Source organism: Legionella sp. PC997 (assembly GCF_014109825.1).
Taxonomy (GTDB): Bacteria; Pseudomonadota; Gammaproteobacteria; order Legionellales; family Legionellaceae; genus Legionella.
Genome location: NZ_CP059576.1, coordinates 986,696 through 1,003,054, shown reverse-complemented (window position 1 = coordinate 1,003,054; position 16,359 = coordinate 986,696). Strand labels below are relative to the sequence as shown.

Below are 16,359 nucleotides of genomic sequence, written 5' to 3'. Positions count from 1 at the left end.
AGTCCATAGCACTGGGTGAAACAAGGCTATTACAGGGTAACTTTTCGTAATCTCAGTGCATTAATAATCACCGAAACCGAACTTAATGCCATTGCCGTTGCAGCGATAATGGGATTTAATAGCCATCCTGTTACAGGGTATAGGACTCCCGCTGCCAAGGGAACTCCTAATCCATTATAAATAAAAGCAAAAAATAAATTCTGACGTATATTGCTCATTGTTGCCCGAGACAGATGGTGAGCTTTAACAATTCCATTTAAATCACCATGGAGCAAAGTAATACCGGCACTCTCAATTGCAACATCAGTGCCTGTGCCCATCGCAATACCAATATCCGCAACTGCCAACGCAGGGGCATCATTAACTCCATCCCCTGCCATTGCAACAACAAAACCTTTCTCTTTAAGCTCACTAACGATACGACGCTTATCTTCAGGCATAATTTCAGCAATCACGTGATTAATACCTAACCGACTTGCCACGGCCTCTGCAGTTGCTTTACTGTCTCCAGTGAGCATATAGACTGCAATTCCATTTTTTTGCAACTCAAGTATGGCATCAGGTGTGCTCGACTTGATGGGATCCTCAACTGCCAGAATCGCAACTGTTTCACCAGAGACAGCAAGAAACATGACGGTTGCTCCCCTAGCACGTAACTCATCCGCACTTTCAATAAGTGATGGGTTATTTGTCCCATGTTCTTGCATCAATTGCAGATTACCAAGTGCAATTTTTAAACCATCAACTTTGCCAATAACCCCTTTTCCCGAAATCGATTCAAAATCTGATACCTTAGCAAATGATAATTGCTTCTCTTTTGCTTCAGAGATGATTGCATTAGCCAGTGGATGCTCACTTTGGTGTTCGAGTGCAGCCGCTAAAGCCAATATTTCATCGGCTTCAAACTCTTTATCAGTAAGAATTTGGGTTAATTTTGGGTGGCCAAGCGTCAAAGTACCTGTTTTATCAACAACGAGTACCTTAACTTGCTCCATTTGTTCCAAAGCGACAGCATTTTTCACTAAGACCCCATTCTGCGCCCCTTTACCCACACCTACCATGATGGACATAGGGGTTGCTAAACCGAGCGCACAAGGACAAGCAATGATCAGTACTGAAACCGCAGCTAGTAATCCATAGCTGAAAGCGGGTTGCGGGCCTAGGAAGAACCATGCGAAAAAAGCAATTATTGCGATTAAAATAACCAGCGGCACAAACCAGCCTGAAACAGTATCGGCAAGTCGTTGAATAGGAGCACGGCTACGTTGCGCTTCACTCACCATGTGTACAATGTGTGATAACATGGTATCGCTGCCAACATGCTCGGCTTTCATTATAAAACTTCCATTTTGGTTTATTGTAGCTCCAATTACTTTTGAACCCACCTCTTTACTTATGGGCATCGATTCCCCAGTAACCATAGATTCATCTACATTACTGCGTCCTTCGAACACCTCACCATCTACAGGAATTTTTTCGCCAGGCCGAACACGAAGTTTGTCCCCCACTTGCACTTGATCTAAGGTTACTTCTTCTTCATTTCCCTGCGGATCAATTCGGCGGGCGCTTTCCGGAGCTAAGTTTAATAAGGCGCGAATAGCACCTCCAGTTTGTTCTCGTGCTTTTAATTCCAGGACTTGTCCCAGTAGAACCAAAGTGGTGATGACTGCGGCCGCTTCGAAATAAACATTGATTATCCCTTGAGGACGTAGGGCAGCAGGAAAAAGATCAGGGAATAACAGCGCTATTGTACTATAAGTCCAAGCTACACCTATTCCTATAGCAATGAGGGTAAACATATTCAATTGCCGTGTTTTCAGGGAAATAAAACCACGTTGAAAAAAGGGAAAACCACAGTATAAAACAACCGGCGTGGCCAATAAAAACTGAATCCAGGCAGAACGATAAGCCGAGATTAAATCATGGAATATATGTCCACCCATCTCTAATACAAATACTGGTACACTCAGTATAAGTGCAAGCCAAAACCGATACTTCATGCTCTTGTATTCAGGATTTTCTTTTTCTGCAGAGATGCTTTCCGGTTCTAAAGCCATGCCACAAATAGGACAATTCCCAGGCCCAGATTGACGAATCTCTGGGTGCATGGGACAGGTATAGGTACCCGTTGCAATTCCCTCCATGGTGCGCTGTTGATGCATCTGATGATGCTGGTGACATGCATGAGGAACATTTAAGGGCTTTGAATTTTTTTTCTGATGCTCGTGTTCGCATGCTTCGTGTTTCATAATTTCCTTATCCCTATTTTTTGAAAAGTCCACGTCCCTATCCCATGAGAGCAATGCATCACTTCGATCCAATGAAGCATTTAGAAAATTTTTTTAGTTCGCAATCACTCAATATTGCATTTTTTTTCAGAATGCTGCAGCTTCATATTCGAGCAGAAAGAGTATATTTTATTCTTTCCGCTCAATTAAATACTATAATAATTAATATTCATCTATCCTAGGTCTGTAAAATATACAGTGCAAATACTATGCCAAATGATTTATTAATAGTAGGTATGGGTCCTATCGGCCTCGCTTCCGCATATGAAGCAGCTAAAAATAAAAAAAAAATATTAATCATTGAAAAACGTTCTGAAAGCACCGCCGCAATCAGGCCACAAGTAATTGCTTTAAACCCTCGCAGCAAAGCACAACTAATTGCTATGATCGGACAAGGAGAAGACCTTGATGAAAGTGATATTTCTTTTTTAGATTCTTTAAGCACTTCTGCTGAGATCAAAGTATCCTCCGTTCAGCGGTTCATTTTAAATCGAATAAAAAATCAAAGTAAATCTGGCTCAATTGCACCGGTAGAGATTTTATATGAGACTACACTGCAAGAAGGCACAGTTGATCTTAAGAACGGTGAGGCAACTATCTCGACTAACGGCCAAAAACAAACAGTGCACTTCAATCATCTGGTAGGGGCAGACGGCTCTAATTCATCTACTTTGGAATTAGTTAATGCAACACTGAATGATAATGAAAAGATCGAGCGCAAAACGCCAATGGCTATGCAACATCTGGAAGGAAGTTATCATTTAGGAGCCTATGTAAAAATCTCATTGAAGAATGGCAAAGAATTAAAATTATCTGAAAAAGAATTTGCCTCATCCTTTTTAGAGAATAAGCAAGAGGGGCAATCGACTGAAAATCAACTTTACTTTTTAAGATTTGATGAGAGTTCCTATAAAAATAGCGGAAGAAAATCCGTAAAATTGGGATTTATTGGTGAAGTTCCAAAGAATGTTTTTAATCAAACTCAAATATTGAGCCAGGAAATTGAGTCTTTAAATAAACAGGCCGAAAATTTGGACAAAGAAATGAACTCCAATGTTGAAATACAAAAGGAGAGGCTTAAAGTAAAAAGGCAAGAATTAGCTTTAAACTATGTTAAAAAAGCTGTAGCAGATTATTTAGAAATTGATGAAAATGACTTAGATGTAACGATTACTGCGAGTAAGAAGCAGGCTGCAAAAGATAATTTGAAAATTTTAACTTTTCAGGGAGGAAGCAAGCAAGCCAATAAAGCCGCCATTCAAGCAAATGGTCATGGATTCTATTTAATTGGGGATGCCTATTTTACACCCAATTATCCAGCAGGACATGGTCTTAATAATGGTTTAGAAGCCGCGAAGTTATTAGGTAAAATTCCAAAGAATTCAGCGGATAATGAAACTCCCGAATTAACATTACACATATCCAAATACAATGCCCTATGCTCCAATAATGCCCGACTAGCATGCTTGTTTATGCAAGGTCTTCGCTGGTTTAGGATATTAGGCTTGGGCCGCATTTTAATAGGTGAACTATTGGAATATGCGGTAGAAAAGGGAGAGAAAGGAAATAAAATTGATTTGAAAAAATATTTATCTCACACAATCTTGGTCGATGATGCAAAACCAGAAGATGTTATAGAAAAATTTCTGAAGAAAATATTTAAGATACATAATGTAGGAGTCGCAGCTGGTTCAGCTAATTCAATTCTACCGACGCCGGATCCTGCTAATGAGTCCGTGCCGCTCGAGATTGACCCTGACGAGGATCAAATCGATAAGAAAATACAAGAATGGAATGCTTTTTTAACAAATAATCCGTCAATAGTAAAACAATACCGAGTAGAAATAGCCAATCAATTAAACGCCCTCAATGAAGTTTTAAAGACTTATAAAAGTGAACTTTTAAAATTAAAATTCAAAGAATTACAGGAGGATTTTAACAAAGTTTTTGATAATCATAACCAGGAATTAATTAACTTGGCTAAAAATAAACCAAATAAATGGGATGCCTCAGGTCGTAGCCCACTATTTCACGCGTTACAATGTGGCGATCTCGAAACAATAAAAGCCATCTTAAAGGCCGGTGCTGATCCTAATAAGGCATGCAAATATAGTTCCGAAACTATCTTTACTCGCAGGGTTCTTGAGAGTCCTGAAATTGTGCGAGAGCTACTTGCTCATGGTGCCAACCCGTTTAAACCAGCTAAATCTTCTGTTTTTATCCTCTCATTTTTAGCGAATAAAGAATCCCGTAATTTTAGCCCTAAATTTGGTATCGAATGCCTTTTTTCGCTGTCCGATCCGAATTGCAAAATGCAAAAGTCTGCTGTTACCAAGATAGCCGAATCACAAATTATAACATTAAAGGAAATGCTTCAGGATAAATCGTTTTATGAAAAATACTTAGATAAGCAATATATCGAAACATTAGTAGAAAGGATAAGTACTTTAAAGGAGATTCCCAAGCCGGATAAAAGAGAAGAACAAATTAATTTAATAAGCGATTTTGTGGACAAATCATTAGATAATGTTCTTGAATCCAAAAGAGGCTTTTTTCATTTTTTCAGTGTTTTTTTTGGTCCATCTAAAACTGATCGCAATGGGACGGAAATCGAACCCCAGGGAAATGACAAAGACCAAAATTTAATAAATTAGAATATGATTGCCCAAGCGCCTTTCAAAAGTTAACAAACATGATGGCAAATTAATTACTCATAACGAAGATAATTTTATTTCATCGAATTAAATCTTCGACGATATATGCCTCTTTTGCTACTACCTTCGCAATCAGCTTATTAAATTCATTAGCAATTAACTCTTTGCAATCGGTTGTTACGGGACCATTAATCGAAATTAAATATTCACCTTCCTGATTCCTAGAAAATAAAATCCATAAAGTTCGATTGCTTACAGGACGATCTTCACTACCAAAATGATTTGCATATTGAAATTTAAGATTCGTATTACTCGATTCTGAAACCGCTTTACTGAAAAAAGAAGGGGTAATATTCACCAAAATTCTCAATCGTTCTGGTTTTTTTAAAGGGATTTTTAAATTAAATAATTTATTAATTTTGCGTTTAAATAAGGCATTAAAACGAATTGCTTCAGCCCAACTCAAATATTTAAGGTAAAAATCAACAATCCCCGAATGAAGCTTACTTCTCTTAAATTGTTTCGTTAACCAGAGCTTATTCCATCTATAAAATAAATAATGGCTCATTGTTAATCCCGAATCTTTAAACTCACTGTTTTTAATTACATGCGAGCATTTTTGAAAAGAAGCAGTTTTTAATTGTTGTTCATCAATTGACCTAACAAAATCGATGAAGGTGTATTGATCATCTACTGCAATATTTAAACGTTTATATTCTGAGAACAAACCCACAACAGCATTGTATTGACTGCCTTCCCTTCCACTATGAATTTGAATAAAAGGTATTTTCTTCTGTCTGCTGAGCTTATAAAAGACAAGATGACATGCAGCGATTAGTCCGGTGCTCACATTCATATTTTTAGTTTTATGCCACTCTAGAAATTGCTCGGCCTTATTGGACTCAATAGGATAATGGAATAAATACTTTTTCTGACTATCTATAGCCATAAAGTGTTTATGTCCAAGATACAACATTTTGAATCCTTTATTATAATTTTGCCAAAAATTAATTTTATGTTTTAAATTCGTCTCATAAAGATGATTATTTTTTTTGACAAAATTAAGAAACAAATCTTTTTCGGGCTCTACACTTAACGGCTTCCCTTGTGCCAGCATTTCATAGTATTTTTTAAATTGACTCAAGACAAGATCACAGGAAGGACCATCCACTATAATGTGAGGGATTATCATGTGCAATTCATGCAGATCGCTATTTATTTTATAAAGAAAAACTCTTATTAGTGGTTGATCTGTTAGTGGAATCTCACGCAACATATTATTTTGAAATTCTTGATTGAGTACGATCTCTTCATTGTCTAGGGAGATGTCTTTATAAATTAATTCAAACTGTCCTTTTTTCTTTAACACTTGGGTGGGCACTTCGGAATCAAAGCTCAGCCAAAAAGCACTGTTGTTTTTTACTACGGCATCAAATGCCTGAGCGATATAATCCTTATTCAACTTGCCTTGAATCTGTAATTGCGTTCCAACGTTATAAGAATAGCCTTGCCTATTAAGCACCCAAAAAATGTATTGAAAATCACATAAAGGAACCTCTTCACCCACGAGAGTTATAGCGGCATTAGGCATTGCTTTATTTTCAAATTGAAACAAATTCTGTAATTCATTGGCAATATTTTTAGCAATCTTGCTAATACTGGGCTCATTAATAAAGTATTCTATTGATAAGTTAAGGGTAGGAGTTTGTAATTTGTCATGAATACGATTGCGAATTTCTATGGCCATTAGTGAGTCTAACCCTAATGAAAACAAACCATCATCCACTTCAATTTGTTCTGGATCGTCTAACCCTAAAACATCCACTGTAATTTCTCGTAAGATCTGACTCAGGATGGCAATTGATTCTTCTTTGGTATGCTGACGAAGAGAGTTTAATAAATGCTGATCGGCGGGCTGAGAGTGCTTCATAAGCTCAACCAACCATGCATTTTTCGGAGAATATTTAAAATAAATGTCCCAATTGATAGGACATACACCAATTTGCGGCAATTGAAGGGTTAATAAAACATCAAGAACATCAATACTATCTTTATCTAACAAACTAAATCCGCGTTGTTGGATAGCCTGGCTTAGATTTGCAGTCATCCCCATTGAATGGAAAGGTCCCCAATTAATGGAAAGTCCTGGTAATCCTTGTTGCTGTCGTAAATATGCCAATCCATCGAGAAATCCATTAGCTGCCACATAATTTGCTTGTCCTCTTGTACCTAAGATAGAAGCGAAGGATGAGAACAAAACAAATAGATCTAGAGGAATGTCTTTGGTTAATTGATGCAAAATTAGAGCACTATCCATTTTTGCACTTAATACATTTTGCATCTCATCATCATTTAAATTAACTAACAAACCATCTTGCACAATACCTGCGAGATGAAATATGCCTTGTAGTGGTTTGGAATTCTGTTCGATATCGTTAATGATCTGTTCCATTTGCTGATAATTACTGGCATCTGCCTGATAGTGTTTGATGAATACTTGCTTTTTGCGCGCTTGCTCGATGATCCTTTTGGTATCCTCTGAACTTTCAGATCTACTGGTAATGACAATGTGTTGCACGCCCCTATGAATAAGGTACTCAATTAATGTTTTTGCCAAGGCTCCAGTACCACCTGTGATCAGATAGGTTGCATCACTTTTAAATAGCTCTTGATGTATGAGATTTGCAGAAACCTGTGCTTTCTTTAATCGAGGAATATAAAATGTATCTCGGATCGCAAACTGATTTTCAACGCTGTTATTGGTCAATATATATTTTAATAGCTCTGGCAACGTACTTTTGCTATCCAAATCAATTGCATAATTTTTACCAAGCTCAAGTTCATTACTAAAAGTTTTCCAAAAAGAACATGCCATAGTATGGTAGGGATTTACCTTATCTGTTTCATGAACCGCATATGCATTTTCTGTGACTAATGTGAAGCTATGAGGTCGTGACTTAAACATTTTTTGACAGCAATGAAATAAGTCATTGAAATGGCTTTGATTGTATAAGAATACTATATTTTTATTCTCAATAGGTCCCAATTCATCCAGACTAGATATGAATTGATAATCCAAATCACCGAATAGTTTTTTGGCCCGATCCGGTTCTTTGGATATCACAAATAACTGGGGAAGCTGCATTGGTGTCAGTTCATTGTACTTAAATGGACTCCATCGAGTTTGATACAAATTTTGAAGATAAGATTCATAAGGAATAAAATGGCTTTGCGTTACCCTTCTTAATTTAAACTGTTCAATTTCACCAATGAGTAAACCTGCATTATCATAAAATTTGACATCAAAACACAATTCATTATCATGCTCGGAAGTTTTCTGGGTTAAACAGCTCCATACACTTCGAGGAGCTTCATGAATTGTAGTCATTCGTGCAAACGTATATGGTACATACGTGGAATGCTTAAACTGATTTTTTTTAAGTAATAAAATACTTTGCATTACACCATCGAGCAAAATAGGCGGATAATAATAGTTGATCCCTTGGCTGAGTTTAGTAAGTACTACTTTTGAAAGAATGCTGTCATTTCCAAGATAACTCTCTTGCAAAACCTGTAGTTCCTCTGGATAAAAGAGAGCATGATTTTTAAAATGCTCATATATTTGCGATCCATCCAAGCTGCGCTCAAAAGTTGATTTTAATTCATTTATATCAACTGACACAGGAAGCAACGGCGATCGTGAATTGATTTCCATTTCAGAAAACAATTGCCAATTATCATCTTGTTTCGCAAAAATATTGATTTTGTATTGTTCGACACTCTGTGGTTTGACTTGCAACTGAAACTCTTGGGCCTGCTTTGGATATAATGGACGCTCAATATGAAATTTTTCAATTGAAAACGCATTGGATTTCAATATAAATTTAGCGGTTGCCAAACCCGACTCAATAAAAGCGCTAGCTGGGAATATAACTTTGTCAAAAATAAAATTCTGCTTAATGTACGTTAAATGTTCTAAGTCCAGCTTGTTACTAAATAAAAACTCATTGCCAGGCAACGACAACATTTGTCCTAAAAGAGGATGCACCACATCAGTAGGTGACTGTATGGAGCTTTTTTTCTCAACCCAAAATACAGTCGCATCAAATACATAATGAGGTAAATTAACTTTGTTAAATACCTGGCTACTGTTTTTATAGTATTGAGTCCAGTCGATCGATTTCCCTTGCATGTAACTTGTCACAATAGAGTGGAGAGGAGCATCTTGAACATCAAGAGCGATACCTTTGCCGTTAGATAGAGCAAACTGACCTGACTCCAACATTCTACCTGCTTCTTGAGCCGTATGGGCAATTAAAGCCAACCGATAATTATAATGTTCGCGGCAGGTAGCTGCTGTAAAACAAATATCACTAAACGCTTCTGATGTTTTTGCTAAATACTGTTGATAACTTTGCGCTAAATGCTCTAAAGCGGTTTGTGAGCTCGCAGACAGGACTAATAATTGGGCATTAGGGGATTTAACGGGTTCCTGGGCGGCAGGGTTTGGAAATTCTTGTAAAATAAGGTGAGCGTTTGTTCCACTAAAACCAAATGCACTGACCCCTGCACTTCTCAATTTTGAATCCGTTTCCCAATCTAGGTTTTGTAAAGGAAGCCGAGTATCCCCTAGATGAATGTGTGGATTTAATTTTTTAAAATGGAGCAATTTATAAATTTTCTTCTTTTGCAGACTGATCACTGTTTTAATAACACTTGCCACACCAGCTGCACTTTCAAGATGTCCAATATTAGTTTTTACTGCACCAAGATATAAAGGATTATTCAGAGTGTGTCCTTTTCCATAAACCTGATTAATTGCATGTACTTCAATAGGATCGCCTAAGGGTGTACCGGTTCCATGTGCTTCTATATAACTGATATCACCACTGGATAAATCCGTTTGACTTAAAGCTTTTAGCATTACTTCTTCCTGGCTTTTGCCATTAGGAACAGTCAATCCTGCAGAACGTCCATCATTATTTACTGCCGAAGCTTTAATAACAGCTAAAATGGTATCCTTGTCGCGTAATGCATCGGAAAGTCTTTTTAGGAGCAGTACGCCACAGCCCTCTCCTCTTGCATATCCATCTGCATGCTCATCAAAAGTTTTACAGTGACCATCAGGAGCTAACGCTTTGGCTTTGCATAAAGTAATATTTGCTTCCGGCATTAAAAGCACATTGACCCCACCCGCAAGCGCATAATCAATTTCTCTGTTTTTTAAACTTTGACATGCATAATGAATCGCTACTAAAGATGAGGAACAGGCAGTGTCCACACTGATTGATGGGCCTTTTAAATCAAAAGTATACGCTACCCGTCCTGGAATCAGATTAGACACATTCCCCGTTATCGAGTAAACACTTAGCTCTTCGTTAGAGAAACCCGATTTTTCTAGCTGTGCGTAGTATTCATTGGGACCTACACCTGCAAAAACTCCCGTTAAACTGCCCCGTAAAGAGTCAGGTAAATAATTTGCATTTTCAATAGCCTTATACGAACATTCTAAAAAGATTCGTTGTTGAGGCTCCATCAACTTTGCCTCACGAGGACTAATCCCAAAAAAATTTGCATCAAAGCATTTAATCTGTTCGATTAACCCGAGTTTATTAACATAAGATTTCCCTGGCGCATCCATATCGGGATCATAATATTTTCGATTGTCCCAGCGCTCAATGGGTATATCTTTCATTCCACTTTTACCCTCTTCGAGTAGTATCTCAAAGGCCTCAATATCGCTGGCATTGGGGAAATTGCAACTCATACCAATAATTGCAATTGCATCATTGGTTTGTTCTTTTACGGGTTTGGGACCTTGTTGGATAACTAAATGGTTCCCCAATTCAGACTCTATATGCTGAGTCAATTTATTAATTGAAGGATAATCAAAACCTATTGTCGCAGTGACTTTAAGGGTTGGTGCTAGTTTTTCCTTGAGCTTGGTTGCCAACTCGGTAATCATCAATGAATCAAACCCAAGCTCAAAGAATCCCTCATCTTCATCCAGCTCATCCACCTGGGTAAGCTCAAGAATTTCTTTACAAATAAAACACACCAAATCCTTACAAAATTGGAGGCGATTCTCTGGATGAATTTCCAAATAATCATTAAGCCAAGAAGATAAATTCTTATTTGCAAATTGTTCTGAAACATGCAGATTATCCGCTAAATATTTATGGAAACCCGGTAGGGGTTTCGGAACAAAATCAAGCATAAATTTGAGATAATCAGGAGAAATAATAACTGCATGACTTAACTGATCATTAATAAGAATTTTAATGAACGTATGACCTTGTTCATTACTGATCAAAGACTGTTTTAATCCTTGGTCTTGAGATCGCTTTTTAGCCATCCCCACTTCGCCCCAAGGACCCCATTCAATTGCAGTTCCAACCAATCCCAAACGTCGGCGCTCCGCAATCAAAGCGTCTACGAAACTATTAGTGCCACTGTAAACTGACTCTTTATTGCTGCCAAATACGGAGGAAATCGAAGAATAGATAACAAAAAAGTCGAGGTCGAGGTTTTTAGTTAATTCATGCAAATACCAACTGCCTTGCACCTTGGCAGAAAATAAATAATCGACATCCTCATTGTTATGCTCCAATAATGGGGCTTTAATTGCTACACCTGCTGCGTGAATAATGCCTTTTAACAATCCGTCTGCATTCAATTCAAGAAGTAACTCATGTACTTTTTCTTTGTCAGTAACATCCAAATTTACAGGACGAATAATTCGCCCGGTATAACTGTATTGAATTTTCTTAATTGCTTCTTTTACTGCGGGTTTCTCCACATTTCGCGAACCAAGAATTACTTCCCTTGCACCAGCTGAAAGCAAAGCTTGCGCCGTGATTAGGCCTAAACCACCACAACCACCCGTAATTAAATAACGGCCTTCTCCATAAAGCGATCTTCGCTTATCCAAGAGTTTGGTTTTTTGCAATCGCGCAATAAAACGTTTGCTTTCTCGATATGCAACGATGTGTTCATAACATTCCTCAAAATTATGCCTAATTTCATCGACAATTTGTCCCGCATAATTTTCGTCTTCTGTTTTTTCGGTATCAATCAAAATAGTATTCAATTGCGGCAGCTCTAATACTAATGTGCGGCAAAACCCAATAAGTGGGCTATCATTCAGATTCAGCGCCCCTGCTGCCAGTTCTGCTATTGCATTGGATGTAAGCACAATAAGTTGCAATTTTATAGCTTTATGATCCAGCTCTTTAACAAGGGCCAGTAACTTTTTAAGGGTGTTTTTTTGAAAATGGATACTGGACGCAATATCTTCAGTTTTAGGAGCATCCAAACCTACCGCAAAAATAATCCCATCCAATTGCTTTAAGGGTGGACTCTCTTCTTCAAGGTGAATATCTAATCCCTGGGCAATAAGGCGGGGAGCAAGGTGTTGTGCGCCAATTAAAAGCCAATTATTTCCTTGCATTTTACGATTAGTGCGAGTACAGAGTTGAGGCAGCCATTGCAATTGAAAACACCAATCTTGAGGTAAAGGGGCATCTTTTAGTTTGTCTTTTGTTTCAAACCAATGTTCTTCGCGAGCAAATTCGTATAAAGGAAGTTTAACTTTTAGAAACTGAGTGTTGAGTGACTGATAAAACTCAACCCAATTTATAATCAACCCTGCTTGAAAATCTGCCTGTAATTCCGTCAATGACTTGGTTTGTAGCAAAGAGGCGGGATTCCTTTTTTCCTTTTTGATTTGAGTGATGGTGTACCCATTGTTCTCAATCACGGCAGCGGCTTCTTTCGCCGTACGTGCTCTAATAGCAACCCGAAATAAGAAATGGCTGCGACACGTTGCAGCGGTATAGCATATATCCGCAAATTCCTCTTGCGTATTTTCTAGATAATTTTGATAACTTGCTAAAAGTAACTCTAGCGCTTTTTTACTTTTGGCGGAAATAAGTAATAAGGACTCTTGAGGGAGTGTACGTTTCTCTATGGTTCGTACAGGAGCTTCTTGGAGTACGATGTGTGCATTCGCTCCGCTAAATCCAAAGGAACTCACCCCAGCACATCGTAATCCTTCTTCCTTGACCCAATCCAGGGTCTTTAATGGAATAACTGTATTTTTTAACTCAATTTCAGGATTTAATCTCTTGAAATTAAGGTGTTTAAAAATTTTACGAGCATGTAAACTTAAAACAGCCTTAATTACACCGGCCACTCCAGATGCACTTTCAGAATGGCCTATATTGGTTTTTACCGAGCTGATGTAAAGCGGTTTTTCCTTACTATGGTATTCACTAAAAATTTTGCTTAGTGCACTCACTTCAATGGGATCAGCCAATGGTGTACCGGTACCATGGGCTTCTACGTAATCAATATCTTTGGGTGATAAATGTGATTTAGCGAGAGCACTGCGAATCACCTCTTCTTGAGCAATACCATTAGGAACAGTAAATCCGCCACTCTTACCATCGCTATTAATGGAAGTTCCTTTAATTACCGCAAGAATGTTATCCTTGTCTTTTAACGCCGTGCTTAATCGTTTTAAAACGATGACACCACACCCTTCACTACGTGCATAACCATCCGCATCCTCACTAAATGTCTTGCAGCGGCTCTCCGGGGACAACATCCTGGCTTTTGAGAGCGTGATATTTGAATCGGGAGCAAGTAGGATATTCACTCCCCCTGCAAGAGCCATATCACAATCGCCATTTTGCAAACTTAAGCATGCATCATGAATGGCGGTCATCGAAGAGGAGCAAGCTGTATCAATTGCCTGTATTGGTCCGTGGAAATCAAACGCATAAGCGACTCGACCCGGTATCGCATTTAAAACATTTCCTGTGGCAAAATAAATGTTTAGATCTTCTAAACCAACACCAAGGCCTGCTAATAAACGTGGATATTCATTCGTACCACAACCAACAAAAACTCCAGTTTTACTGTCTTTAATTGTAGAAAGAGATAAGTTTGCATCTTCCAATGCATGATAGCTCGTCTCCAGAAATACGCGTAATTGTGGGGACATGAGTTTGGCTTCACGAGGGCTGATATTAAAAAAATCTGCATCAAAATTTTTTATATTTTCAATTAAGCCAAGTTGTTTGATATACAGACGGCCTAAAGCATTAACGTCCGGATCATAAAATTTCTCATTATCCCATCGCTCCAAAGGAATATCCGCCATACCGGTTTCGCCACGCTCTAATAAGGACAAAAACGCATCTATGGTTTCTGCTTTAGGGAAACGACAACTCATGCCAATGATCGCAATAGGTTCATTGCTCAGTATATTGACCGTGGGTTGTCGGTACACAGGTTCTGGCATCTGGACTTGATGTATATGTCTGGCCAACTTGTCCAAACTAAGAAAAGCAGGAATGGACATCTTATAAGAGAACAGTTCATAAACACCCTGCTCTAGTGCGGTTAATGATTCCTGGTTGAATCCTAAAGAGCCGAAATCCTGATGTTCTCCAATGGGTTCTATTTTTAAAAGGAATTGTATGTAAGCAGTCAGTTTCTCTTTGATGGATTCTATTTGTTCTTCTTTGGGTTGCAAAGATAGAGTAATTAGCCCATTTTTCTCTCTAGTTTCATGCCAATAGGGTTTTCTATCAAAAAAATAAAGTGGTAAATCTGCTTTATTAAATTGCACATCTTCAGGATCAATTTTTATATTAAATCCCGCAAAATAGGCCTCGTGTATCAGCTTGGCGTCAGGAGATAATTTTTGGATTTCTTTTTTTATAGTGACCTTTTGAATCTCATAAGATTCAGATTCGATCGTGTGAATCAATGTTTCTTTATCCTGAGTCACAATGGCGCAACGATATTTATAATGATCACGACAGCTAATAAGGGTACAACAAATATCATGTAAACTTGTCGACGTTCCTCGAAGATATTGTGCAAAACGTACTAACATCTTCCTTAATGAATACTCACTATTTGCTGAAACAACAAAACATGTTGCTTGTCCATCATCTAATGATTCTGGTGTTAAGATATCATTTTCTGCTTCTTCAATGATGGCACTTACATTAGTGCCACTGAAGCCAAAATTAGATATTTGCACATGTCTTTTTTTATTTTTTTGTTTCTTAAAAGGAAGTGCTTGTACGGGTAAAATTGCGGGTATGCTTTCTGGATCTATAGTTTTATTTGGTTGAGTATAATGTAAATTGGCAGGAATTGTTTCATGCTTCAATGCACCAATTGCTTTAATCAGTGAGGCGACCCCAGATGAGGCAATACTGTGGCCTATATTACTTTTCACTGCGCCAATAATTAGAGGTTTATCTTGAGTGTGACACCCTTTGTGGATCTGTTGGATTGCATTAAACTCAACTGAATCACCAACAACCGTACCTGTTCCATGAGCTTCAATATAATCAATGTCACTTGGAGTTAAATGAGCCAGCGCCAGCACTTCATGATGCATGGCAATTTGTGACTTAATATTTGGAGCAACCAAAATCGTCCCATCATCACCATCCTGATTCATAGCAATACTTTTGAGTACTGCATGAATGGTGTCTTGATCTTTAATCGCATCAGTTAAGCGTTTTAAAATTATTACCCCACACCCTTCGCTTCGCACATAACCATCAGCATGGATATCAAAGCTGCTGCATTGATCCTGTGCAGATAACATATTTGCTTTAGTTACACTGATAAAACTTTCAGGGCAAAGACTAAGATGAACTCCACCCACAATAGCCATAGAACATTGCTTCATTCTCAATGAGGATGCTGCAACATACAGCGCTGCCAATGAAGAGGAACAGGCTGTATCTACAGCCATACTGGGACCTTTTAAATTGAGAAAATGTGACAATCGTCCTGGAGCAGCGCTGCTGGCCGCACCAATTTGGGTATAGGCATTAAATTCGATATTGTCTTTATAATTGAGCTGGCTGTAATCCTGGGTTGAAGCGCCGTAAAATACCCCGGCATTTGAATTATTCAATGAGTCTAGTGGGATGTTGGCATGATTTAAAGCACGAATCGCCACCTCTAAAAAAAGACGATGTTGCGGATCCATTTGTTTGGCTTCTACTGCAGATATTTTAAAAAAAGATGCATCAAATAATTGAGGATTATTAAGAAAGCCTCCTTTACGACCAATTATTTTATCGGCCTTCTCTCGATCAGGATCATAATATTCATCAACATCCCAACGGTTTTTTGGCATTTCTTTAATAGGCGAAAGCCCCTTGAGCAACATCTCATAAAACGTCTCAACATCTTCTATATCTGAATCAATACCAGGAAATTGGCAATTCATTCCTATGATGGCAAGAGGTTCATTAAGAATGTCTTTTAGATCAAGTTCCTGGTTTTTTTTCACCACTTTAAAATACTCCCATACCACCAGAGACAATGCCATTAAGTTTAATGGCGGTGACCACCAGAGGCAGTACATAAAATAAAAA

3 protein-coding genes are annotated in these 16,359 nt (G+C 38.1%); 1 reads left to right on the top strand and 2 read right to left on the bottom strand.

From position 1 onward, the window contains the following. Window positions 1-29 precede the first annotated feature (29 nt). Complete coding sequence (locus HBNCFIEN_RS04155) at window positions 30-2,249, bottom strand: copper-translocating P-type ATPase (RefSeq protein ID WP_182392824.1); 2,220 nt, start codon at window positions 2,247-2,249, stop codon at window positions 30-32. A 248-nt stretch (window positions 2,250-2,497) separates the two neighbouring features. On the opposite strand from HBNCFIEN_RS04155, the gene HBNCFIEN_RS04150 reads away from it, so the two are divergent. Next, window positions 2,498-4,942, top strand: a complete 2,445-nt coding sequence (locus tag HBNCFIEN_RS04150; RefSeq protein ID WP_182392823.1) for a hypothetical protein — start codon at window positions 2,498-2,500, stop codon at window positions 4,940-4,942. A gap of 79 nt (window positions 4,943-5,021) precedes the next feature. Here the strand turns inward: HBNCFIEN_RS04150 and HBNCFIEN_RS04145 are convergent, their stop codons facing one another. Beyond that, entirely contained in the window at window positions 5,022-16,277 is an 11,256-nt protein-coding gene (locus HBNCFIEN_RS04145) for an SDR family NAD(P)-dependent oxidoreductase (protein ID WP_370530106.1), read from the bottom strand. Window positions 16,278-16,359: the final 82 nt, after the last annotated feature.

Bases quoted from the DNA above. Each gene is read 5' to 3' on its own strand.
- HBNCFIEN_RS04155 (WP_182392824.1), bottom strand. From the start codon at position 2,249: ATGAAACACGAAGCATGCGAACACGAGCATCAGAAAAAAAATTCAAAG.
- HBNCFIEN_RS04150 (WP_182392823.1), top strand. From the start codon at position 2,498: ATGCCAAATGATTTATTAATAGTAGGTATGGGTCCTATCGGCCTCGCT.